This window comes from Bacteroidota bacterium, from assembly GCA_005882315.1.
In the GTDB taxonomy this organism is placed as follows: Bacteria; Bacteroidota; Bacteroidia; order Chitinophagales; family Chitinophagaceae; genus VBAR01.
Map to the genome: position 1 here is coordinate 1 of VBAR01000008.1, position 23,151 is coordinate 23,151.

General features: G+C 37.8%; 14 protein-coding genes. 8 read left to right on the forward strand and 6 right to left on the reverse strand.

Annotated features, from left to right (window positions below):
• Positions 1-329 precede the first annotated feature (329 nt).
• From E6H07_19655 to E6H07_19670, 4 genes are all read left to right on the forward strand, one after another.
• Positions 330-1,289, forward strand: a complete 960-nt coding sequence (locus E6H07_19655) for a nitrilase (GenBank protein TMI61334.1) — start codon at positions 330-332, stop codon at positions 1,287-1,289.
• Positions 1,290-2,154: 865 nt separating this feature from the next.
• Positions 2,155-2,817, forward strand: a complete 663-nt coding sequence (locus E6H07_19660) for a carbonic anhydrase (GenBank protein ID TMI61335.1) — start codon at positions 2,155-2,157, stop codon at positions 2,815-2,817.
• Between the two features lie 47 nt (positions 2,818-2,864).
• The gene (locus E6H07_19665) at positions 2,865-3,284 is read left to right on the forward strand and encodes a hypothetical protein (protein ID TMI61336.1); all 420 of its coding nucleotides are present in this window, start codon (positions 2,865-2,867) and stop codon (positions 3,282-3,284) included.
• An 809-nt stretch (positions 3,285-4,093) separates the two neighbouring features.
• Complete coding sequence (locus E6H07_19670) at positions 4,094-5,776, forward strand: DNA polymerase/3'-5' exonuclease PolX (protein TMI61337.1); 1,683 nt, start codon at positions 4,094-4,096, stop codon at positions 5,774-5,776.
• Here the strand turns inward: E6H07_19670 and E6H07_19675 are convergent.
• From E6H07_19675 to E6H07_19685, 3 genes are read right to left on the reverse strand one after another with little or no spacing between them, the layout of a single operon-like run.
• A complete protein-coding gene (locus E6H07_19675) occupies positions 5,773-9,534 on the reverse strand; it encodes a GHKL domain-containing protein (protein TMI61338.1) in 3,762 nt (1,253 codons plus the stop codon). The genes E6H07_19670 and E6H07_19675 overlap by 4 nt on opposite strands.
• Positions 9,531-10,304 carry a nucleoside triphosphate pyrophosphohydrolase gene (mazG, locus tag E6H07_19680; protein TMI61339.1) on the reverse strand — a complete coding sequence of 258 codons (774 nt, stop codon included), beginning with the start codon at positions 10,302-10,304 and terminating at the stop codon, positions 9,531-9,533. Before mazG ends, E6H07_19675 begins: the two co-directional genes overlap by 4 nt.
• A 9-nt stretch (positions 10,305-10,313) precedes the next feature.
• Positions 10,314-11,414, reverse strand: a complete 1,101-nt coding sequence (locus E6H07_19685; GenBank protein TMI61340.1) for a DUF3667 domain-containing protein — start codon at positions 11,412-11,414, stop codon at positions 10,314-10,316.
• A 148-nt stretch (positions 11,415-11,562) separates the two neighbouring features.
• On the opposite strand from E6H07_19685, the gene E6H07_19690 reads away from it, so the two are divergent.
• Positions 11,563-12,405, forward strand: coding sequence for a hypothetical protein (locus E6H07_19690; protein TMI61341.1), 843 nt, complete (start codon positions 11,563-11,565; stop codon positions 12,403-12,405).
• Here E6H07_19690 and E6H07_19695 read toward each other — a convergent pair.
• From E6H07_19695 to E6H07_19705, 3 genes are all read right to left on the reverse strand, one after another.
• On the reverse strand, positions 12,402-14,129 hold the full coding sequence (locus E6H07_19695; GenBank protein ID TMI61342.1) for a sodium:solute symporter: 1,728 nt from the start codon (positions 14,127-14,129) through the stop codon (positions 12,402-12,404). The two genes, E6H07_19690 and E6H07_19695, sit on opposite strands and share 4 nt — an antisense overlap.
• Before the next feature lie 351 nt (positions 14,130-14,480).
• Complete coding sequence (locus tag E6H07_19700) at positions 14,481-17,078, reverse strand: PIG-L family deacetylase (GenBank protein ID TMI61343.1); 2,598 nt, start codon at positions 17,076-17,078, stop codon at positions 14,481-14,483.
• A 92-nt stretch (positions 17,079-17,170) separates the two neighbouring features.
• The gene (locus E6H07_19705) at positions 17,171-19,702 is read right to left on the reverse strand and encodes a zinc carboxypeptidase (GenBank protein ID TMI61344.1); all 2,532 of its coding nucleotides are present in this window, start codon (positions 19,700-19,702) and stop codon (positions 17,171-17,173) included.
• 112 nt (positions 19,703-19,814) lie between these two features.
• Between E6H07_19705 and ggt the strand changes: the two genes are divergently transcribed.
• From ggt to E6H07_19720, 3 genes are all read left to right on the forward strand, one after another.
• A complete protein-coding gene (gene ggt / locus E6H07_19710; GenBank protein TMI61345.1) occupies positions 19,815-21,548 on the forward strand; it encodes a gamma-glutamyltransferase in 1,734 nt (577 codons plus the stop codon).
• A 77-nt stretch (positions 21,549-21,625) separates the two neighbouring features.
• On the forward strand, positions 21,626-22,165 hold the full coding sequence (locus tag E6H07_19715) for a DUF1572 domain-containing protein (GenBank protein TMI61346.1): 540 nt from the start codon (positions 21,626-21,628) through the stop codon (positions 22,163-22,165).
• 82 nt (positions 22,166-22,247) lie between these two features.
• Complete coding sequence (locus E6H07_19720) at positions 22,248-22,895, forward strand: PorT family protein (protein TMI61347.1); 648 nt, start codon at positions 22,248-22,250, stop codon at positions 22,893-22,895.
• Positions 22,896-23,151 lie beyond the last annotated feature (256 nt).

The following is a 23,151-nucleotide window of genomic DNA, read 5'->3' on the forward strand; positions in this document are numbered from 1 at the left end:
ACACTGTGCTATCTATCCTAATGCAGGCTTTCAGTGAAGCTTGTTGAACTGTTCAGCATCGGGTAAGAAAAAGAGCGGGGACTATCATGTTGTAATGGCTTTTAGCCAATGCGGTTTTACGGTCTTATTCCGCTCTTTGTTCTTTCTGAATCCGTTCTTATATCTGTAACTAAATTTATTGAATTGTAAACATAGGATTGGGTTTGCTGCTATGGTGGCTGACAAATACAGCCTCATCTTTTTGTTCTTTATCAGCAGCGATTCGGCTGACCGAATTCTATTGAGCTTTTGTTCTTAACTTAATCATCAGTAATTTTAGAGACGCTCAAATGAACAAAATAAAAATATCGACAGCTCAGTTTGAAAACAGAAGTGGTGACAAACCCTATAACCTCTCTGTTATTGAAAGACTTTCTCAAAAAGCATCAAGCGAGGGTTCAAACATAATTGCTTTTCATGAATGTTCTATTACTGGTTATACTTTTGCCAGGAATCTTTCAAAAGAACAAATGCTTGATCTGGCAGAATTTATTCCTCATGGAGAAAGTGTTTTAAAGTTAATAGGAATAGCAGGAAAATATAATATTGCAATATTAGCAGGGCTTTTTGAAAAAGACGAAAATGATAATTTATTCAAAGCCTACGTTTGCGTAGATAAAAATGGATTAGTTGCAAAATATAGAAAACTACATCCTTTCATAAATCCATACCTGACACCAGGAAATAATTATTGTGTTTTTGAACTTGATGGATGGAAATGTGGAATTTTAATTTGTTATGACAACAACATTATTGAAAATGTAAGAGCAACAACTCTGTTGGGAGCGGATATTATTTTTATGCCTCACGTAACGATGTGCACGCCTTCAACCCGACCCGGGGCAGGTTTTGTAAATCCTAAACTTTGGACAAATCGTGAAGCTGATCCTACTTCATTACGATTGGAATTTGACGGCATGAAAGGACGAGATTGGTTGATGAAGTGGCTACCCTCAAGAGCCTACGACAATGCCGTTTATGTTATTTTTTCAAATCCAATAGGGATGGATGATGATCAATTAAAAAATGGTTGCTCTATGATCATTGATCCTTTTGGAGACATACTTGCAGAGTGCCGGACATTTGACGACAGTTTTGTAACAGCAACAATTACTCCTGAAAAACTTATTCAAGCTGGTGGACATAGATATATAAAAGCAAGACGACCTGAGTTGTATAGTGACATTATTGGGAAAGCTCATGAATCAGAGCAGAAAGTGGTATGGCTTCATACAGACGAAAAGAAATAAAAACTGCCACCAATATGGGTTTCTGCTATGCTTGCTTCAGAACATAACATCAACTGCATTAACTTTACTCAGCTTCGGTTCGGGCTGACGAATCACGGAATATCAGCACAGTGGAAAGCCCTGAACGTTAGCTGCTATATTATTGACACTTCACAAAATCATATTACCTCTTTTGCTGACTGCCCAAACAGTTTATTGCTGGACTACTTTTTATAAAGCACAGTTCTTACAGTATGACGACAACTACGGGCTTCTTATTCACAGTTTTGTTATTGCATTAGCAACATTAATAATTTTGACAGTCATATGGTTTCGTAAGCGACAATTCATTAAGGACAACAAAGTGCTAACCATCATCTGGACAATAATTGGGTCACCTCTTACATTTATAGTTGCGGCATTCTTTTATGACAAAATTTTCGGGACAACACTTGCATTTTGACAGATACTATGGAAAAAAAACGCAAGACATCATATTTAATAATCAGAATACTGCTAACTCCAACTGTAGTTTCATTATTTATTTTCGGCGTATTGTGTTTGGCTTCTTATCTGGTGACAAAAGAGGGACAACATAATTTTACTGTTGGATTTCCCTATAAATTCTATGAGCAGTTCAGAGTTAGCGGAAGCCACACAAATAATTGGGGCTGGCTTCCTATGAACTTTACTACTGACGTACTACTTATTTGGACACTTTCTGTTGCTGGATATCTTTATTGGTTAAAGAATTTTTACAAACCAAAAGACAAATAGAAGTACAGCAGGTAACAAGGGATTTTGTGCTATGTTGGCTGCAGAAAGCCCGACCGTTATAGGCTACCTGACGAACATTGCGTAACTTACAAGTATTACTGATGACAAAATGAAATTTTCAGCAATAATATTATTCCTAAACTTATTTTTTTCTTGTACGCAAAAGCGGGAAGAAATTCAGGGGAATGAACAGGCACCACTTGACAAACTGAAAGCGGGAAATGAAAAGTTTGTAACTGGCCATCCAATACATCCTCATGAAACATTAGATAGGATCAGGGAGTTAAAAAAAGGGCAAACCCCTTTTGTCGTTATTGTTAGTTGCTCTGATTCACGGGTACCGCCGGAATTAGTATTTGACCAGGGATTTGGTGATGTTTTTTCAATACGAACAGCAGGGAACATAATTGGAGACTATGAATTAGGTAGTATTGAGTATGCAATTGAGCATCTTCATTGCAAATTAATAGTTGTATTGGGTCATGAAAACTGTGGCGCTATCCAGGCATATGCATCGTCTGGAAACGAAGAGCATAACGGTGACCATATTCAAAATTTAGTAAACTATATAGCTTCCGAAGAAGAGGAAAAAAATGTTCCGGATAGCCTAAGATCGAATATTGACATTTTAGTTAAAGCCAATATTGCACATGGGGTTAATTTTTTAAGATCGTCTACTCCTGTTTTAAAACCCCTTGTTGACAAGAACGAGATAACAATTATCGGAGCATATTACGACCTTGATAGTGGAAAGGTTTTATTTGAGAAATGAAAAAAGGATACCAATTTCTCATCGATCCAACGCGAAGACATCAACTAATGAAATTATTAAAAAATAAATGGGCTAAAATACTTTTGGTTAGTGCATGCTTTGCAGCATCTATTATTGGATTTATGATAAAACTACCATCAAGCTTTAGGCAGTTTGACAAAGAATTACATTCCTTATTTTATTTTTTGGCAGCAGCATTTTTAAATATATTATTTACGACCAAAAAAATCGCTGGACACATATTCATATTTGGTAGCCTATACTTGTTTGGGATAGCCATTGAGTATGCACAAGCGTATTCCAATAAGTTATCCCATGTAAGAATGCACGGTCGTTATGACCCAGAGGATGTTCAATCTAATCTGAAAGGTTTAATTGCATTTTCAATTCTCTGGATAGTATGTGTAGCTTTTCTATTTGTTTATAATAAAGTAACATCTAAAGAAGTCGTAAATAAAGGAGAATAGTCATACTCAAGAAAGGGCATCTGTTAACATTGCATTGTTTTGGAATATAACCTCAGCATTATATCTTTACTCAGCAACAGTTCGGGCTGAAGAAACACAGAATATCAGCACAACAGAAAGCCCTGGACGTTAGCTGCAATGTGTTAGGCATAATTTTGCACCAAATTGAACTTTGTGTTGACCTCTCCGGAACAAATAGAATTTCAAAAGATAAGCAGAATCGCAGCGATCTATAATATGATCCCAAATCTGTTCTGGACAGCTTTGTTTCTAATACCAATAACAATATTCTGCTATACTTTCATGACCCCAAAAACTACATACATTCTGTTAGGACTTAGCCTTATTCCAATCTTTCTTCCAAATTCGTTCTTTGACAGGATTCAACTTAGTAGAAGCTCTCATTTTTACAAAAAAATTGGTGTCAGGTATATAAATATTTTCGCCCAAAACGGAAGTATCCTCAATAAATTCTTAAAAAAGAAGTATCCCAATTTTAAAGTGGTTTCCAAGTCAAAGAACTCTATCAAGAAGCAATACTATCAGACTTATTTCTTTGAGAAGTTCCATTTTTCACTGTTCGTATTTTTTACAATTATGACAATATATGCAGGAATCCAGGGTCATTTCTATTGGGTATTAACTTTGATCATATCCAACCTGCTTTATAATGTATATCCAAACCTTTTACAACAATACGTTCGAGTGAAGTTAAAATCTGCCGTGACAGACAATAAGCTTTCGTGAATTTAATATCGGCAAACCAAAATCTGCACTTTTCATTTTTATTTTTATCCTAACTTTCCCCAATGGATAATTATGCAATAGCAGACAAGTTCTCCCTCCTTTCCAAACTGATGGATATTCACGGGGATAATTCTTTTAAGGCCAGGATATATGGCGCCGCCGCATTTAATATTGAAAAACTACCGATGCAACTGGCGGATACGCCCCGTGAAAAAATTTCAGCGATAAAAGGAATTGGAGATAGTACAGCAAAAAAAATTGCTGAAATGCTCGAAACAGGAGAATTGAGTGTGTTGAACGAAATGATCTTGAAAACTCCGCCGGGTGTTATTGAAATGCTGAACATAAAAGGAATTGGTCCAAAAAAAATTCAAACCATCTGGAAAGAGATGGGCATTGAATCGATCGGTGAATTGTTGTATGCATGCAATGAAAATCGTTTAACATTATACAAAGGTTTTGGCGGTAAGACACAACAGAACGTACAGGAAGCAATTGAATTTTATCAAAGCCAGCAGGGACATTTCTTATATGCTGAGGCGGAAGTATTATTTCCCCAGATAAATGGATACCTGCAAAAATTATTTTCTCCCGAAACTGTTCATGTAACCGGGGCATATAGAAGACAGTCCCTGACAATTGAAGAAATGGATTTTGTAGTCCTTCATAATAATGATGAGATCAAACCAAAATTTCAGTCAGCACAACCACCGGAACTACTGGAAGAGAAAGAAGATATCATTTTATACAAACTAAAGAATGGATTAAAGCTGCGCCTGCATACCGGTAAAGGCAAAATGGATGAACGTTTATTTAATACTTCTGCATCAGAAGAGTTCCTTGTTAGTTTTAAAAGATCTTTCCCTGTAATAAAATTCACCGGAAAAGAAACCGGTGATGATGCTGTTTTTACACAAGCTAAAATTCCCGTGATTCCGGCCTTTATGCGGGAAACAGCATCTGTGATTGAAAAAGCAAAAACAAATAAGTTACCGAAGCTGATCCAACCGGAAGATGTAAGATCAATTATTCACAGCCATAGTAAGTGGAGTGATGGAACAAATACGCTGGAAGAAATGGCTGAAGAATGTATCAAACGGGGAATGGAATACCTCGTTATATCCGATCACTCAAAAGCAGCAGCCTATGCAAATGGTTTGACAGAAGAAAGAATAAGAGAACAACATCGGCAGATCGATCAATTGAATGAACAGTATAAGCCATTTAAAATTTTTAAAAGCATTGAGTGTGATATTCTCGGGGATGGTTCAATGGATTATACCAATAATATACTTTCTACTTTTGACCTGGTGATAGCTTCTGTTCACAGCAATCTTAAGATGAATGAAGAAAAAGCGATGATGCGGCTGACGAGAGCAATTGAAAATCCTTACACAACTATTCTCGGGCATATGACAGGAAGATTATTGCTAAGCCGTAACGGCTACCCTGTTGATCACAAAAAGATCATTGACCTCTGTTTAGCTAATCATGTGGTGGTGGAACTGAATGCCCACCCAAGAAGATTAGATATTGACTGGAAGCATATTGATTATGCAATTGAAAAAGGAGTATTGATCTCTATTGACCCGGATGCTCATGCACTGGATGGCTATGATGATATACGCTATGGCGTACTGGCTGCACAAAAAGCAGGGTTGACGAAAGAGCAGAACCTAAGCAGTTTTACTTTAAAGCAGTTTGAAAATTTTCTTGCTGAGAGAAAGAAGAAGAAAAAGATCTAGTCGACAATGGGCAACTCAACATGAAAGGTCGTTCCCTTCCCTACTTCTGTATCAAACCAGATCTTTCCTTTGGCCTGCTCGGCTATTCCTTTACACATAGCAAGCCCCAGCCCTGTGCCTGATGTTTTAGTAGTAAAGTTGGGAACAAATATTTTTGATTGCATTTCTTGCGGTATCCCATCACCATTATCTGAAATGCTGATCCTTACCATCCCGTAATGTCTCATTTCATCTACATTTATTTTACATTCTGATCTTCCCTCGCAGGCTTCTACTGCGTTTGCAAGCAGGTTAGTAAACAAGCGGTTCATTTGCGTACGGTCAGCATATACAATTACTTTTTCTTCCAATGAATTCCAATTAAAAGTTACCTGTGGATTCGATTGATACAGATCTTTCAATGAATTAAGTACTTCATGCAGGTCAAAATTTTCCTCATTAGTATTGCCAATGTTGGCAAATTGGGAAAAGTCAAATGCGATCTTTGAAAGATGATCGATCTGTTCAACCAGTGTTTTAGCCACATTTGTCGAAAGCTCTTTTACATTTGGTTGGTTGCTGTCAATAGCTTTCTGCAGGTACTGAATGCTGAGCTTCATCGGTGTTAGCGGATTTTTAATTTCATGCGCCACCTGTCTTGCCATTTCCCGCCAGGCTCCTTCCCTTTCGCTTTTTGCCAATGCTGTTGCACTTTCGTCGAGTTTACCCACCATCTTATTATATTCTTTCACCAGCTCGCCAATCTCATCATTACGGTTCCAGGGTATTTCTTCATTCTTACCACCCAAACTTACTTCTTTTATCTTATCGCTGATAAGCGCAAATGAACCCGTGATGCGATTGGTAATGAATAATGCAATTACACCTGCAATTAAAAAGATAAATGCATTGAGGTTGATGATCGTAACTAAAAAATTAGAGATATCCTGTTCCAGTTCCGGCTCCAATGCGAAATACGGAATATTAAGGTAAGCATACACTTTCCCATCTTCATCCCGTACCGGCGCATAAATACTCAGGTAGGTCAAATTGCCTATTTTTTCCTCCTGTACATAATGTACCAACCGCATTTTACCTAATTGATAATAAGCAAGCGGATTCATTTTTTTGCTTAACACACCTTTTGAATACACACTTGCTTCAGATGATACCTGGAGATTTCCATCAAGGTTATACACATTCACTTCTATGTCGTGTATATCCGCAACCTCATTCACAAGATCCTGCAACTTATTTAATGAAACGGAATCATGAACTTTGATCACATCATCAAACACACTCTGGTCAGCTTGTTTCTTTTGCATTTCATTTACCATGATTCGCATGGTGCGGCTAAGTTTATCGCTGTTATTGCGCAGGTATCTTTCTTTAAAAAATGAAATAGTTGCAAAACCAATGATCACAAAAGAAAGCAGGCTCACAAATATGACCGTACTATGTATCTGTGAACGTATATTGAACTGGAACTGTTGTTTTATCTTTCCCCATCTTAATCCTGTTTTTACAATAAATGAAATGGCCTGCACTAGCAATACTAAAAACAGGAAGGCACAAAACATATATGAGAATAAAGAAATAGCTTCTATCCATGATTCCTTTTTACGGGCCATTATCACCACTTTATTATTTACAGAACGATGCCACAATTCCTCATAATCCCCATTTGTTTTTTTACTGAACTCAGTTTTGGGGGTTTGCTCTTCTGTAATTGAAATAGGGAACTGGTACTTGCTGGAGGGTGATATCAACCGGCCGTTACTGTAAATAGCAGAAGCATAGATAGGTGAACTCAGCGGATCATATTTTTTATTTTCCTTAAACAGTTCAGGAAATAAAGCATCGCTGCTGAATTTTTTGGGATCTGAAATGATAAACAAATACCCCGCTAACTGGCCGTCTGAATCCTGTATTGTCTTTTTGGTTATATATTTAAACTTGTCGAAGGATGTTTCAAAATATTTTAAATGGAGGGTAGTGGTGGCAACCGCTTGCTGCGTATAAATAAAATCCAGCGATTCATAATCTGTTGCATCAGCATTATAAACAGGTTTTTCTTTTGCATCAAATACATACAAACGGGTGTCGAACCGGTTGAGATAGCCCTTGTAGTTCTCATTTAATATACTATCTCTTATTTTTTTCCCTTTTTCCTCATCCGCAAAACGTTGAAAATTATTTGTCAAAAAATCATCATCAAGATATTGCAATGAGATCCGCATCAGTCTTTCACTGGATGGGTCGGCCTGTAATGCGATCTTTTCAGCATACGATTTTCTTCTTTCCCATTCTACTTTGCTATTCTCACTCAGCATTATAAGTGATACGGATAAAGAGAAAACAAAGATCCAGAACATGATACCTGCAATATTTATCCTGAAACGGGAAAGTAATAAACCCTGTTTTTGTACGATCCATGTATAAGCGAGCAACCAGCCTAGTACCGGCAGGTAAAAAAGCACAGAGGGGCTGCCAAAATTGACGGAGAGATAAACTAAACCGGCGATCGCAATAGCAAAATAAATGATAAGCGTCTGTTGGTTACGAAATAAATGGAAAAGGATACGAAAAAGGATCTGTGTGAGATAATAGTATCCCAGCGATAAACTTGCCAGTACAACAAAACCGATCGCAGAATAAATATCAAGACTGAAAAAATTAGTAACATCAAAGGATATCCTTGAATCAGCAACCATGCTCCTTATAATGGAGGAAATAAAAAAAGTAGAAAATATTAATAATAATAAGGCTGCTATACCGGTAATATTCCTGGCTAATTCCGATTTAAAATAAACAAGATTTTCAACAGTCCTGGTTTTGCTCCATACAAAAACTATAACCCAGCAAAACAACAATGCATTTAGTAATAGATCTCCCAGTGATTTTTGCAATTCAGTAGAGCTATAAATTGCAGGATCGAATAATTCAAATTGCCTGAGATGATAAATACCCGGCGCCATGTACATTACCAGCCTGATGATAATAAACGCCGTTGCTAAAACAGCAATGCCTGCCCATATCCCTTTGTTGTTTGATATCCGCTCAGCTAAAAAATGAAAAAATAATAACAGGAAAAACAAACCCAATATCCTTAAAGCAACAGTAAACCAACTGGTATACGGGATAGCATTGAATGCTTTCTGCGCAATGTAAAAAAGAGGATTCCCTGAAGCAGACTTAACCGGATGTTCGGTTTGTGTTTCGGCAATAACAACTCTTTTTGAGGCTCCTGAGCTATAATAAAATTTGGCGGGTAAATAATCGTTTTCAATAAAGTATTTTGAAGCAATTGCGATCAATGAATACGCAAAAACCTTTCCTCTAAATCCCGGTAAGTGAACCTGCTTTTTTATCTGAATGTAATAGCCATTGAGTAAAAAATAAAAACTCTCATCTTCCGTCTTTGAAAGATCTATGAGTTTTGGAAATGCCAGCTGGTTATTCCAGAATTTTGATTCGTAGTTCCCATATTCGTCTTCATAAAAAAGGTAGATACCCAATTTATCATCGGACAGCTTTTCAATTTCTTTTTTGCTTACATCATACGTCAGCAATCCTCTTACAAGTTGTGTATCTTTTACAAAATCATCAAACTTGTTTCGGTACTTGTCCACATAATCCTGTAACAAACTTGTCTCCCGGCTGAGTGAAGTTTTTTCAGTATATATCTTATTGAAAATAAAAGAAAGGGAAAAGAATAGAAAAGCTGTTAACAGCAACCCGTTAACTGAATAGAGTTTATTTAAAAAGGTATTCTTCACGATGGCTTTTGTAGCTTCATGGCATTCCAGATGGCATCCATTTCCTCCAGCGTCATATCATGTAAATTTTTATTCTGCTTCATGGCTTCTTCTTCCATCTGTGTAAACCTGCTGATAAATTTTTTATTGGTCCGTTCCAGTGCATTTTCGGCGTCTAATTGCAAAAACCGTGCATAATTTATGAGGGAAAATATTACATCCCCAAACTCATCTTCAATTTGTTCCTGTTCACCCGTGTTCATTGCATTCTTTAATTCACCGATCTCCTCCTCTACCTTATCCCAAACCTGGTCTTTATTCTCCCATTCAAAACCCACTTGTTTTGCTTTTTCCTGCAGCCGCATGGCTTTTACCATTGCGGGCAACGATTTGGGTACACCGCCTAACACCGATTTTTTACCTTCCTTTAGCTTTAGCTTTTCCCAGTTTCTTTTAACGTCAGCCTCGTTCTCTACTTTAACATCGCCATAAATATGCGGATGCCGGGAAATGAGTTTGTCACAGATGCCATTGATCACTTCATCCAGTTCAAACTGTTTTTCCTCCTTCCCGATCTTTGCATAGAATACAATATGTAATAGCATGTCGCCTAATTCCTCCTTAATACCTTTCCAGTCATTTTCGGTGATAGCGTCAGCCAGTTCATAAGTTTCCTCGATCGTTAAATGCCGGAGGGATTGTATCGTTTGTTTTTTATCCCAGGGGCATTGTTCCCTGAGTTCATCCATGATTTTTACTAACCGGAGAAATGCATCGCTTATTTGTGGCATATAAATTTTTTATACCTGGTAAAATGACAACAGTAAAAAGCCCAGGAAAAGAATTAGTACGGCTACCAGGCAAAGTATATTAAAGATGATAAATTTCAGAATTGTTTTTCCCCAGCCTTGTTCATAAAAAAATTTCATGGCCCGTATCGTATACACCATCCCTGTCAGCATCAAAATCCCCTGGATAATTCCCAACCATCTCCATTCTGTAAAATCCTTGATCTTATCAATGAAAAAATAAAGAAGCAGAAAAATAAAAGTAAACACATAAAGATGGATGAGAAATACACCATGGTCTGCATAAAAAAATCGTTTTCTCCGGGTATAAAGTAATTTAAGAAATAAAGCATACAAAGGCAGTGAAACAAACAGCAGGTAAGGGAAACTATGCATGAACTTATCCCACAAAGTCAAACCGATCTTTGACTGGTCGCCTTTATACTTGACATTTATTGCAACAGACCTTCTTGTAAGCATACGTTCAAACCAGTTATCTTTCTTTTCTTCCGGCAAGGTCTTTTGTATTGAATCATACTGCTGCACTGAAGTATAGTCGTTGACATCGTTGCCAAAACTAAAATTGACTCCCTCTCCATCGTATCCTTTCGTTTTTACTCTTATTGTGTCTTTTATTTTTGTTTTCTGTGTATTATTTAGTCCTACTAAAGCAAATGCTTCATTTACTTTAACAGAATCCTCTTTTGTTTTAGCGTTGGCCAATGCTTCCTCTTTTGATTTCAACATCGCATCAGTGAAGCCCGGTGTATCAGAAAGTGTATCATCAATATCCTTTGCACTAAAAAGAGAATAGAAGACAAGGAAGAAAACGGCAGAAGTGAAAACGTACATTCTAACCGGGTGCAAGTAGGTTTTTCTCCTACCCTTCATATATTCCTTTGTAAGAAAGCCGGGTTTGAAAAGCAGATCTTTTAACGTCACAAAAAAACTTCCGTCAAAATGGGTAATGTCGTAAAAAAAATGGGTGACCATATGCCAGAAGGTTTCCTTCGGCTCAATATTCTCCTGGCCGCAATGCTGGCAATAATGCCCCTGCACAATGGTGCCGCAGTTCAAACAATCCTTTTCCTTTCGCTGGGGTGAGTGACTCACAATAAAATTTTCTTAAAAATACTTACAAAAATCACAATTCAATGGCTTTGTCCACTGATGGGAATAATATCATTGCTTCTGAACCGTTATGAGTACCCGGGCTTCCGATCAAATACCATATTTTTGTGCTTATAATTTAATTTGTCCAATGAAAAATCTCCTTCTCCTTCCAATACTTTTATTATTTCAATCCGCTTTTTCACAGTTTTATTATAACGATATTATCAGTACAGCCGACGTCACAAAACGATTTAATGATTATGTAGTGAATAAGGTTTCAACCGTAACCGCCACTGCAACCGATGCGTACGGGACGAAGAATAATTTGTTTTACGAGTTACATGAAGTAAAGGAAGATGGTAAGGTTGTAAAAATTTCCAGGCTTGATGAAGCCGGAAAAAAGACCACCGTTTATCGTTTTGGTAATAATGGCCAGTTACTGATGCAGATAGATTCTGCCAGTGGTGTAAAAGATCTAACTATTTACAAGTATGATGCAAATAACAGGATCGTATCCGTAATGAATACAGCCTCTGATGCTGAAAATGAATTCAGCCAGGTAGAAGAACATGTCTGGTTGTATGACGAAACCGGTTCTCCCAAAAAAATGTGGAAGATCATCAATAATAAAGACAGCATTGGTTATGAGTTTGCCCTTGATGAAAAGAAGAAAGTAGCCGATGAACACCTTGTAAGAAACAGAGTATCCTATGACCCTTTATATTACTATTATTATGATGAACTCGGCAGACTTTCAGATATTGCCCGATACAATAAGATAGCAGACCGGATCCTTCCTGATTTTATTTTTACTTATGATGAAAAGAACAGGCTTATACAAAAGCTCGCAACAGTTCCGGGTGCAGTAACCGGGTATGTTACTATCCGTTATGGCTTTAATGAACAAGGTCTGAAAACTAAAGAAGTCTTGTTTAACCGGCTGAAAGAAAAAACCGGGGCTATTGATTTCACTTACACATTCAGTAATTAAGCAACTGTTTTTTTATCTGTCAACATTTTATTCAGTATCAAACTGAAAATAATTACTCCGAAAGCACCGATCGGGTTTAGCCAGAGAAAACCGAGGCTGATCAGTTTTAATTTAGCCGGAATATAAATCGCAAAGATCATAAACTGTGTGATCAATGCTCCGTAAAAAACAGCCGTACCATTTTTTATTCCCTTTAAAAAGAAAGCAACTAAAAATACGCCGAGCACCGGCCCATAAAATATTGAGCCGAGTTCATTTACTGTTTCAATCAAACTATTACCTACATTATAAGAATACATGGCAACCACAATACAGAATATACCCCATGCCAGTGTGTACCATTTAGACATCCGGTAATCCTGTTCATTTGTTGAACCATTCTTTGCAAACCGCTTATGAAAATCCACCATAGTACATGAAGCCAGCGAGTTGATAGCTGCTGCAATACTTCCCCACGATGCAAGAAAGATTATTGCAATTAATAAGCCCACCATTCCCACCGGAAGATTATCAACTACAAAACGCAGAAAAATATAATTGGTATCATTATCATCGCCTCCAACTTCCTTGCTGCTCATCCATGATTTTACTTTTTTACGAATGCTGTCTGATTGCTGCTGCATCCGGTTCAGGTCAACAACCAGTTTATCGGATTCAGGCCTGGAATCAGTGTTTGCAAATAAAACAACAGTCGATTTTTTTTGTAGAGCCAGATCATCATAAGCCTGCTGTGCTTTAATTAAGGAGTCTTTGTAAGATGAGTTTTCCAGTTTTTTTAATTGAGGTTCATTGAAAAATAACGGCGCACTATTAAACTGGTAAAATGTAAATACTAATGCACCTATCAGCAGGATAGCAAACTGCATCGGCACTTTTACAAGACCATTCATCAATAATCCCATACGGCTTTGTGTAAGAGATTTAGCTGTTAAATATCTGCCTACCTGGCTTTGGTCAGTGCCAAAATAAGCGAGGGCAAGAAAGAATCCTCCAATGACGCCGCTCCATATATTGTATTTGTCCCCCCAATCAAATCCATTTCCTTTTTCAAAACCAGTTGTTATCACATTCAGCCTTCCCATTTTTCCACTCACTTCTAATGCATCCGTAAAACCTACTCCTTTTGGTAACATATGGACTACCATATAGGCCGCAAGGAACATTCCGGCAAAAATAATTATGAGCTGCAATTGTTGTGTGTAAGCAACTGCCTTTGCCCCACCGCTAAGTGTATAGATGATGAGCAAGCCTCCCATAAACAAGTTGGTCCAATAAATATTCCATCCGAATAAAGACGAAAGAATGATTGAAGGAGCAAATACACTTATGCCCGTAGATACGCCTCGTTGCAATAAAAATAAAAGTGATGATAATGTTCGTGTTTTCCCATCAAACCGGTTTTCCAAATACTCGTATGCAGTATAAACTTTTAAACGACTGAAGATGGGTACGAAAAATATACAAATGACCACCATCGCCAGCGGGAGGCCAAAATAATATTGAACGAACCGCATTCCATCTGTATAAGCCTGCCCGGGTGCTGCCAAAAATGTAATGGCACTTGCCTGTGTGCCCATTATGCTTAATAATACCAACCCCCAGGGAAGGCTGCGATTGGAAAGAAAATAACCATCGAGATTACGTGATGTACGGCTTTTATATAAACCATAGCCGATAATGACCAGCAGCGTTACAACCAATACGATCCAATCGAGCTGCTTCATGCAAAATATTTTGTGAAGAAATAAAATAGAATAACAAGCACGATAAGAACGCCGATAACAAAAACATACCATTGGCCCCAACTCTTAAATAAAGGGATCTTATCGTTTTCGTCTTGCATTAATTTCTTTTTTGAGCTCGTAACCAGCCCAGAAAAACAATCGCTCCGCCTAATATCACGCCGAGTAAAATACCCAATCTTACTCTTTTTATAAGTGTGCCGAGTATCAGACCTAAAACTACAGCAAAGAGTAAGGTCATCTCCGCCCTTTTTGCCTGTGATTTTTTATCCATAATATCTTTAAATAAATAGCCTCTTTGCAAGTCTCCCCTTCAGGGGAGATTTAGAGGGGCTAAAACGCTTTTTTTCTATTGAGTGCAATCAGGTTTGCGAGCAGCCTGTATGCACCCGGTACACCGGCAGGCAGTTCCCTGAAAAATACAATTCCTGTATAAGTAAAAAATCCTTTGCCATATTTTGTTACCAATAAACTTCCATCATCAGGATTTTCACCGGGATCATTCATTGTAATGAGCTTTTCATATTTACCGCTTGTATCAGTAGCATGATAGATACTACGTTCCTGTTTCCATCCTTTGAAGTCCTCTTCATTTATAAGATTAGGGAATGTAAATGCCGGATGATTTTTATTTATCAATGTTACAGGTGCATTCTCATCGGTTACCCTGTTACGGTTGATAGTAAAAGGATAGGGTCCGATCTTAGCACTTACACTGCTAATGAAATTGCTTGTATTGTATTGTACGATCATATTACCCCCTTGCTCTACATACCTCATCAACTTATCATAATACTTAGCTATCCAGTCATTGGTATTATAGGCTCTTATCCCCGTTATGATCGCATCGAACTTATCCAGGCTATTCTTTGAAATTTCTTTCTCTGTTAGCATATTCACTTCATAACCCATCTGTTCAAGTGCTTCAGGAATTTTATCCCCCGCACCGGGGATATAACCAATTTTTTTGCCGTAAGTTTTTAAAGAAAGATTTACCACATTGATCGCATCTGGATAGAAATATTTTATAGAAGGTATATGATCGTAGTTGATCGAACGGATACCAAGATAATAATCACTGGAATCCCCTTCATGTACAAAACCATAATAAGTAGACTTTTTATCCGGAGGCCAACGGTCAGTAATATCCCCCGTTTTTAAATCAGGATTTTTCAGCTTTGCAACTTTTATCATTGAATCCAGTCTTTGACGGGATTCTTTTGAGTCCTTTGCTTCTTGCACCCGCTTAAAATTATTTACTATAAATGAATATGATTTTGTCTGGTATTTGTTGTATGAAGCCAGGTCATTTTGAAAAAGTATTGTATCTGCCGCATTTAATTCCACCTTCAGTTTTTTATTAATTGCCCTGTTGGCATTGGCCTGGATAGTTATTTCCTTTTCTTCTTTTTGTTCGTCTTTAAATAAAACAAGACCGGGTGAAGTGAGTACAGTCATAGCTGGAATTACAAATACAGGTTGATATAATTCGCCGCGTACAGGATCTGTGAATTTATATTTTACTGATTTTTCATAAACAAACTCTTTTCCATCGATCAATAAACCGAAACGAACTTTATACGCATCATCGGGATTGGCCTGACCGATCTTCATTTGGTTACTTACATTAAAATAACCTTCACTCATTGTTTCTTTCAACCAGTATGGACTTGTAAGTTCTTTGCTATTAGATACAGGAAAAGTTTTTGCAAAACTGAAATTCTTATTCTTATCAAGTGGCTTAGCCATTAATGAATCAAATTTTTCAAACGAAATACTTTTCAACATTACATCAGCACCTAATCGATTATTAAGAAAGAAATTTACCCTGACCGAATCTCCTTGTACAGCAAACTGGTTAGCAGTAGTTGCATCAACAAATAAACCACTGCTTTGTTCTATCAACACTTTTATCTCTTCCATTTTTTTATTGCGCCAATAGCTATCCGTCATTGCATTCAAAGCTGAATATAAATTCACCAAGGCTTTCACCGATTTTTCAGGATGTAAAAAATCAAAAGAAGATGAAATATCGTTTACCATTTTTTCAATAGCCTCTCCACCATTTACTCTTTTCCAGCTTACATCCACATCATCAAATAAATCATTAACTGGAGGCAGGCCGCCTGTTGTCCTGAAAAATTCCAGTGCTTCTCCCCTGTTGGCTGCAGCGCCAAATCCCTGGCTTTTATGATTACTCCTGCTTTCGGCAGCTATTTCACCATAACTTTTACCGAGCAATGGATTATAACCACCCACATCAAATTTGAATTGATCATTACTTGTAAGATTAGTTCCGCCAAAATTGAATGAGTTCCATAAAATTCTTTTGGCCTGCCATGGCTTTACACCATTTTTTAATTGCTCAGGAAAACGATTGGGATCGGCTGCTGCTGCAAAAGCATCATTAGCTAAAATCGCTGATGCAGTATGATGTCCATGTCCACCTTCGCCTGTTGTAGGAAACCGGCATACGATCACATCGGGTTGAAATTTGCGTATCACCCAAACTACATCGCTTAATATTTTTTCTTTATCCCATTTAGCAAAAGTTTCAGCCGGGCCTTTTGAAAAACCGAAATCATATGCACGGGTAAAGAATTGTTCACCCCCATCCATTCTTCGTGCAGACAATAGTTCTTGTGTTCTTATCAAGCCTAATTCAATACCTTGTTCGTCGCCGATAAGATTTTGTCCGCCATCACCTCTTGTCATGGATAAATAACCGGTTCGGTATAATTTGTCTTTTGATAAATAAGCGATCAATCTTGTATTCTCATCATCGGGGTGAGCAGCAACATACAATACACTGCCCAGTACATTTAGTTTTTTTATACCCTGATAGATATCAGCCGAGGTCCATGATTGGGGGCCCTGGGCTATGAGATTATAAGAAATAAGAAGCAAAAGAGTTGTGTGCAGTCGTTTCATTACTAAAATTTAGCAGCTAAAATAATAGAACTCTGTTTCAATTGTCAGCCGTTTAAACAATTTAAAACAGTTTAACTTTCCAGCCAATACTTTTACTGACCTACAAAGAAAACAGCATTACATAACATCAGCTTACCATTTTCCCAGAAACTACGAAATAACACATCATCAGTCATAAAAGTAATAACACCATTGTCCATATCCTTTACGCCAAACAATACCCCATCCTGTATTTTACTTTTCAATCTTGAACCTACATATCCTGCTACCGGGATATCTTTTTTGATAACCCCTACATTCCATCCAGCCGTTTTTAGAAATTCAAACATTATGTCATCCTGTTTTAGGGTATAATAAACTTTAGGATACCCAAATGCCAGCGGATGCGTATTATCCAGTTCTACTTTATAAATAGAGCCAGGCATAGATCCAGAAAGAGCATCCTGGTTGCGTTGCTCATAACTGTTCAGTGCATCATAGGTATCTTTTTTGTCAATAGTATCATCAGATTTCTTTTCCTTTATGCCCCAGTCAAGTTTCGCCAACTGACCTACAGCACCTTCTATTGCAACAAGGTTTCCTCCATTGCTTATCCAATCTTTCAATGGTTCTGCAGTAGCTTTATCACTCAGGAACCGATAATTCCCCGATGTTAATATTATAACCTGGTAATCTGAAAGTTTTATTCTTCCGAAATCATTTGCATTCATCAATGTCAGCGGATAATCCAATCCCTGTTCAAAAAAATGCCATATCTCCCCGGCTGAATTGGAACTTACACCTTCACCGGTAAGCAATGCAACCTTAGGTGCATTCATAAAATGGATATTACTACTACCAAGATCAAATCCTTTATCTACAAAACCGGTAGTGATCGTATTGACTTTAATATTATTTGCATTGCATATCTCGTTTACCAAAGCAGGTAATGTTTTTGCAAGATGCTCATTCCCTTTTTTAATAATAATAAGTGAGCCCCTTTCGAACTGCATACCATTTACTTCAAAAGGCGTTTCGCTATATCTTACCTTAACTCCTTTTTGAAATAACTGGCCCAATGCTTTTGCACTTTGCACACCCTGCCAGCGAATAACATAACCATAAGCATCCGTTACATTGTTCGTAACAGGAGCAGGTTTAGCACCAGCAGAAAAATTCAATTTTGATTTCATCGCATAGGCCGGTAAACCGTAAACATATGGCAACGACCAAGCAGTAATATCATAGGTAGCTGAATCAACCAATTTGCTTTTTGGTTCAAATAATACTTTTACCAATGCACTGCGTGGTTGTTGTACATGTACAACCAGGTCATAATTATCAATTGATGCCGTTTCATCTTTATCGGTAGCATAATTGTAACCGGTCATTGTTCCTTTCGAAGAACCATTGGCTATTTCATACTGAATACCGTTTTTATCAAGCAACTCCATCAGCAAATTCATTCGTTCCCGGTTTGGTTCGGAATATTTAACGAGAAAAGACTTATACTCGCCAACACCTGATGAAACTGCATCATTAAAATATTTTCTGAATTCTTTCACCAGCTTTGCAGCATTGATCGATGAAATTTCAATCGTACTTAATGATGTTGTATGATGATGTGTTGCCCTGTCAAGTAGAGTAAGTGTATCGCCATCGGCTGTAAATGCAGTGGCTCCGCCACCAGGGCCACCAGCCTGTTCGTAAGTCATACCAATGGCACCGTTAAACGTGGGATAAGTATCGCCATAGCTTGGATAAAAAAGATCAAACACTTCTTTTGTAAAATATAACCAGCCATTAGCATCAAAATATTTAGCGTGGTTCTTTCCGAGAGTTACCTGGAAATCCCGTTGCCATTGAGTAATTACTTCATGAAAAGGTTGTGCTGCCGGCGCAAAATAATAGGGATTGTTGATGCCCTGCTCATGAAAATCAACATGCACATAAGGCATCCATTGATTATACACTTTTATGCGGTGCTGACTTTCTACCTGTGTTTGCCATGCCCAATCACGGTTAAGATCAAAATTATAATGATTGGTTCTGCCGCCCGGCCATGGCTCACGATGTTCCCTTGAAGCTAATGCTGGATTTGCGTTTTTACCAACGACAGAGTTAAACCAGTTAACATACCTGTCTCTTCCATCGGGATTGACGCAGGGATCAATTATCACAACTGTATTTTTCAACCATTCCTTGGTTTTAGAATTAGAAGGATCAACTAATGACCATAAAGTCATCATTGCTGCTTCTGACGATGATGTTTCATTTCCATGTACATTATAGCTTAACCATACTATCGCAGGTGCCCCATCTTCTACGGGTGCTGTTTTGTCTTTTGCAAGATTAGCCAGTCTCATATTATTCATTCTTATCTGCTCAAGCCGGCTCATATTTTCTGCTGAAGAAATAAATGTGAGTAGTAAAGGACGCCCTTCATTTGTGGCTCCGTATTGTTCGAGTTTTACATTAGCTGTAGCATTCGCAGCCACCGATTGAAAATAACTTACAATTTTCCAATGCGGTGTGTAACGGGTACCAATTTTATACCCCAAATAATCATCCGGTGATTTTAATTGTGCATTAACTGACACGATCGTAAATACAAAAAACAGAACAAAGCCCAGGCGTTTTCTCATATATAAAATTTACAGGCGGCAATATAAACATTCCGTTCCTTTCATCCATTTCCGGTTGTAAAGAATACTGTTAAACCCGGATTTATGTAACTTGCCCGAAACCCTTTGTTGAATGAGAAAAATTTTATTGCTTTCGATCGCATTTCTTTTTGTATTCGTATCCTGTAACAACAGTAAGAATGTACGATCTTCTTTAGGCAAGATCGATCCCTATAACTATTCAGGCCAGAAAAAAGTTGAATGTGAGAACGGTGCTGTAGCCTCTGCACATCCGCTGGCAAGTAAAGTTGGAATAGAGATTATGAAGCAAGGCGGCAATGCGGTAGACGGAGCTATTGCTACCCAGCTAGCCCTGGCAGTTGTTTATCCCAATGCAGGTAATCTTGGCGGCGGTGGTTTTACAGTTGCAAAATTGAGTGACGGTAAAGAGATCGCTATTGATTATCGTGAAATGGCACCCGGCAAAGGTGGTCGTGACATGTATCTCGATTCTACCGGTAATGCCGATACTAAAAAAAGTATGTATGGACATTTGGCAAGCGGGGTGCCGGGCTCCATTGCAGGCATATTTGAATCGCATAAATATGCAAAACTTTCTTTTGATAAACTAATTGCCCCGGCAATTGAATTGGCCGAAAAAGGATTTGTAATTTCTGAACGTGAAGCAAGATCATTAAACAACCTGCAGAATGATTTGAAACAGCATAATACCGTGATGCCGGTTTTTGTAAAATCAATTCCCTGGAAAGCAGGTGATACTTTAGTTCAAAAAGATTTAGCCAATACATTAAAAAGAATAAGTGAAAAAGGACAGGCAGGTTTTTATGAGGGAGAAACAGCAAAGCTGATCGTTGAAGAAATGAAACGTGGCGGAGGTATTATTTCGCTGGATGATTTAAAAAATTATAAAGCAAAAAGCCGTGAACCGCATGTGTTCAATTATAAAGGTTATAAAATAATCGGTATGCCCATGCCGAGCAGTGGCGGTTTATTACTACACCAGATGATGAAGATGATCGAAGATAAAAATATTGACACGATGGGGTTTCTATCCCTGAATGCTGTTCACCTGATGACTGAAGTGGAACGTCGTGCATTTGCCGATCGTGGACGTTTTATGGGTGATGCGGATTTTTATAAAGTACCTGTGGAACAACTCTCATCAGACAGTTACCTGAAAGAAAGAATGAAAACTTTTAATGACCAAAAAGCAAGTGTAAGCCAGGAGATACAACATGGCATGGTGGCGGGATATGAGAGTGAAGAAACAACACATTTAAGTGTTGCCGATAAAGAAGGTAATGTTGTAGCTATCACTACGACACTTAATAATTCTTACGGAAGCAGAACTGTTGTTGGTGGTGCCGGTTTTTTTATGAATGATGAAATGGATGATTTCAGTGTAAAGCCCGGCGTGCCCAATATGTATGGCGCTATTGGTGGTATTGCAAACTCCATTGAGCCCGGCAAAAGAATGCTCAGTTCCATGACACCGACACTTGTTTTAAAAGATGACAAACCTTATCTCGTTGTGGGTACTCCCGGTGGTACAACAATACCTACTTCTGTTTTTCAAACACTGGTAAATATTCTTGAATTCAATCTTAGCACTGATGACGCAGTGAACAAACCAAAATTTCATCACCAGTGGTTACCGGATACATTGAACCTTGAAAAAGGTTTTCCGGAAGATGTAAAAATGAAATTGCGATCAATGGGACATTACGTTAAAGAACGTGGAGGTATTGGCAGAACAGAAGTGATAAAATTGACTTATACAAATGGTAAAATGAAAATAGAAGCCGTAGCCGATAACAGAGGAGATGATAGTGCAGAAGGCTTCTGATGACAGATACTGGATGCTGGTTACTGGATATTAGCAACTGTATTGGTTTATTCTTGTTTTAATTTAAAATTTAAAAAATGGCAAATGAATTTATAAACGCCTCCGCCAAGCGGATGAGATATTATAAAGAACTGGGAGAAAAAACCTTTGAGCAACTGAACGATGCTGATTTTCATTTTCAACCTTCATCCGAATCAAATAGTATTGCTGTAATGATCCAGCATATGGTTGGCAATATGCTTAGCCGTTTCACTAATTTTTTAACTGAAGATGGAGAAAAAAACTGGCGCAACCGGGATGATGAATTTGAGGTGCATAATTACAGCAAACAGCAATTAATTGATTTATGGAATAAAGGATGGAAATGTTTCCTGGATGTTTTAGAATCGCTGAAGGAGGAGGATTTGATGAAGACAATTACAATCCGCAAAGAACAGCTTAATGTTACAGATGCTATTATCCGCCAACTGGCGCATTATCCTTATCATATCGGGCAAATTGTATACGTCGGTCGCCTCATAAAAAATGAAAGCTGGAAAAATTTATCAATCCCAAAAGGCAATTCACAGGCTTATAATCAATCTTCCGACATAAAAGACCCTGCAAAGAAATACTAAGCCGCTATTTGCTTGCATATATAGAACGCAGTTATTACTTTTGACCCCCTCCTGTCAAAAGCCTCCATTTAAACATTTTTACATGAAAAAATTGATTTTATCTGCCTCCCTATTAATAACTGCTCAAGCCTTTTCACAACAGGTTCAAACATTCATTTTTGGCGGGGTACAGGGCAATACTGCCAAATACCATATTAATGGATACAAACAAAACACATCTTTCAAGATCGGAGGCCAAGCCGGTATTGGTATGAAATTACCAGTCGAAGGAAGACTGAGTTTTGTTCCCCTATTTTTCTACAGTTTGAAAGGATATAAAGTTGAGTTTGATCAAACATCACCTTTCCCGGATTCAACTGCAATAAACAATTCTACAACTATTCATTGTGTAGAGTTATCTGCATTATTACAGCATGATTTTAATACAAGTCCAGATCATTTCTTTTTCCGCCTGGGCCCTTCCCTGGATTTTCAATTAGCCGGTCACGAAGTAATGGAAACAAACAAGAATACCGTTATTGACCGCCCCATGACTTTCGGATTTACTGATTATGGCATCTACTCAGCTAATATGCTTGCTCATTTTGGATATGAAAAAGGGAATAACTTCTTTATTTATGCCCAATACACATTGGGGCTTGCAAGCATCAACAATTTTGACGAAGGTCCACATATCCATCATCGTAATATCGGGCTGTCTGCGGGGTTCTACCTGAAGAAGAAAAAATAATGTTAACATTTTTTTCTTACTGTAAGGGAAGAATACGATTTGACTTTAATAGCATGCCTTCTACCTGAAAAGCATCTTTTGTCCTTCCTATTTTCCATTTATCCCGGGTATTCAAGAGATAACTCCTTTTAGGGTCTTTATTCAGACCAAAAGTTTGTTTTGCCTGACTGATGATTGAACATTGCTTTGGTATCTTATTTGCCTAACCACCACGATTCTCTATTTTTACAAACTAATACCCATTCCTGAAAAAGCT

What these genes read in the sequence shown, in the direction of transcription:
- E6H07_19655 (TMI61334.1), top strand. Translation starts at nt 330, where the DNA reads ATGAACAAAATAAAAATATCGACAGCTCAGTTTGAAAACAGAAGTGGT.
- E6H07_19660 (TMI61335.1), top strand. Translation starts at nt 2,155, where the DNA reads ATGAAATTTTCAGCAATAATATTATTCCTAAACTTATTTTTTTCTTGT.
- E6H07_19665 (TMI61336.1), top strand. Translation starts at nt 2,865, where the DNA reads ATGAAATTATTAAAAAATAAATGGGCTAAAATACTTTTGGTTAGTGCA.
- E6H07_19670 (TMI61337.1), top strand. Translation starts at nt 4,094, where the DNA reads ATGGATAATTATGCAATAGCAGACAAGTTCTCCCTCCTTTCCAAACTG.
- mazG (TMI61339.1), bottom strand. Translation starts at nt 10,304, where the DNA reads ATGCCACAAATAAGCGATGCATTTCTCCGGTTAGTAAAAATCATGGAT.
- E6H07_19690 (TMI61341.1), top strand. Translation starts at nt 11,563, where the DNA reads ATGAAAAATCTCCTTCTCCTTCCAATACTTTTATTATTTCAATCCGCT.
- E6H07_19695 (TMI61342.1), bottom strand. Translation starts at nt 14,129, where the DNA reads ATGAAGCAGCTCGATTGGATCGTATTGGTTGTAACGCTGCTGGTCATT.
- E6H07_19700 (TMI61343.1), bottom strand. Translation starts at nt 17,078, where the DNA reads ATGAAACGACTGCACACAACTCTTTTGCTTCTTATTTCTTATAATCTC.
- E6H07_19705 (TMI61344.1), bottom strand. Translation starts at nt 19,702, where the DNA reads ATGAGAAAACGCCTGGGCTTTGTTCTGTTTTTTGTATTTACGATCGTG.
- ggt (TMI61345.1), top strand. Translation starts at nt 19,815, where the DNA reads ATGAGAAAAATTTTATTGCTTTCGATCGCATTTCTTTTTGTATTCGTA.
- E6H07_19715 (TMI61346.1), top strand. Translation starts at nt 21,626, where the DNA reads ATGGCAAATGAATTTATAAACGCCTCCGCCAAGCGGATGAGATATTAT.
- E6H07_19720 (TMI61347.1), top strand. Translation starts at nt 22,248, where the DNA reads ATGAAAAAATTGATTTTATCTGCCTCCCTATTAATAACTGCTCAAGCC.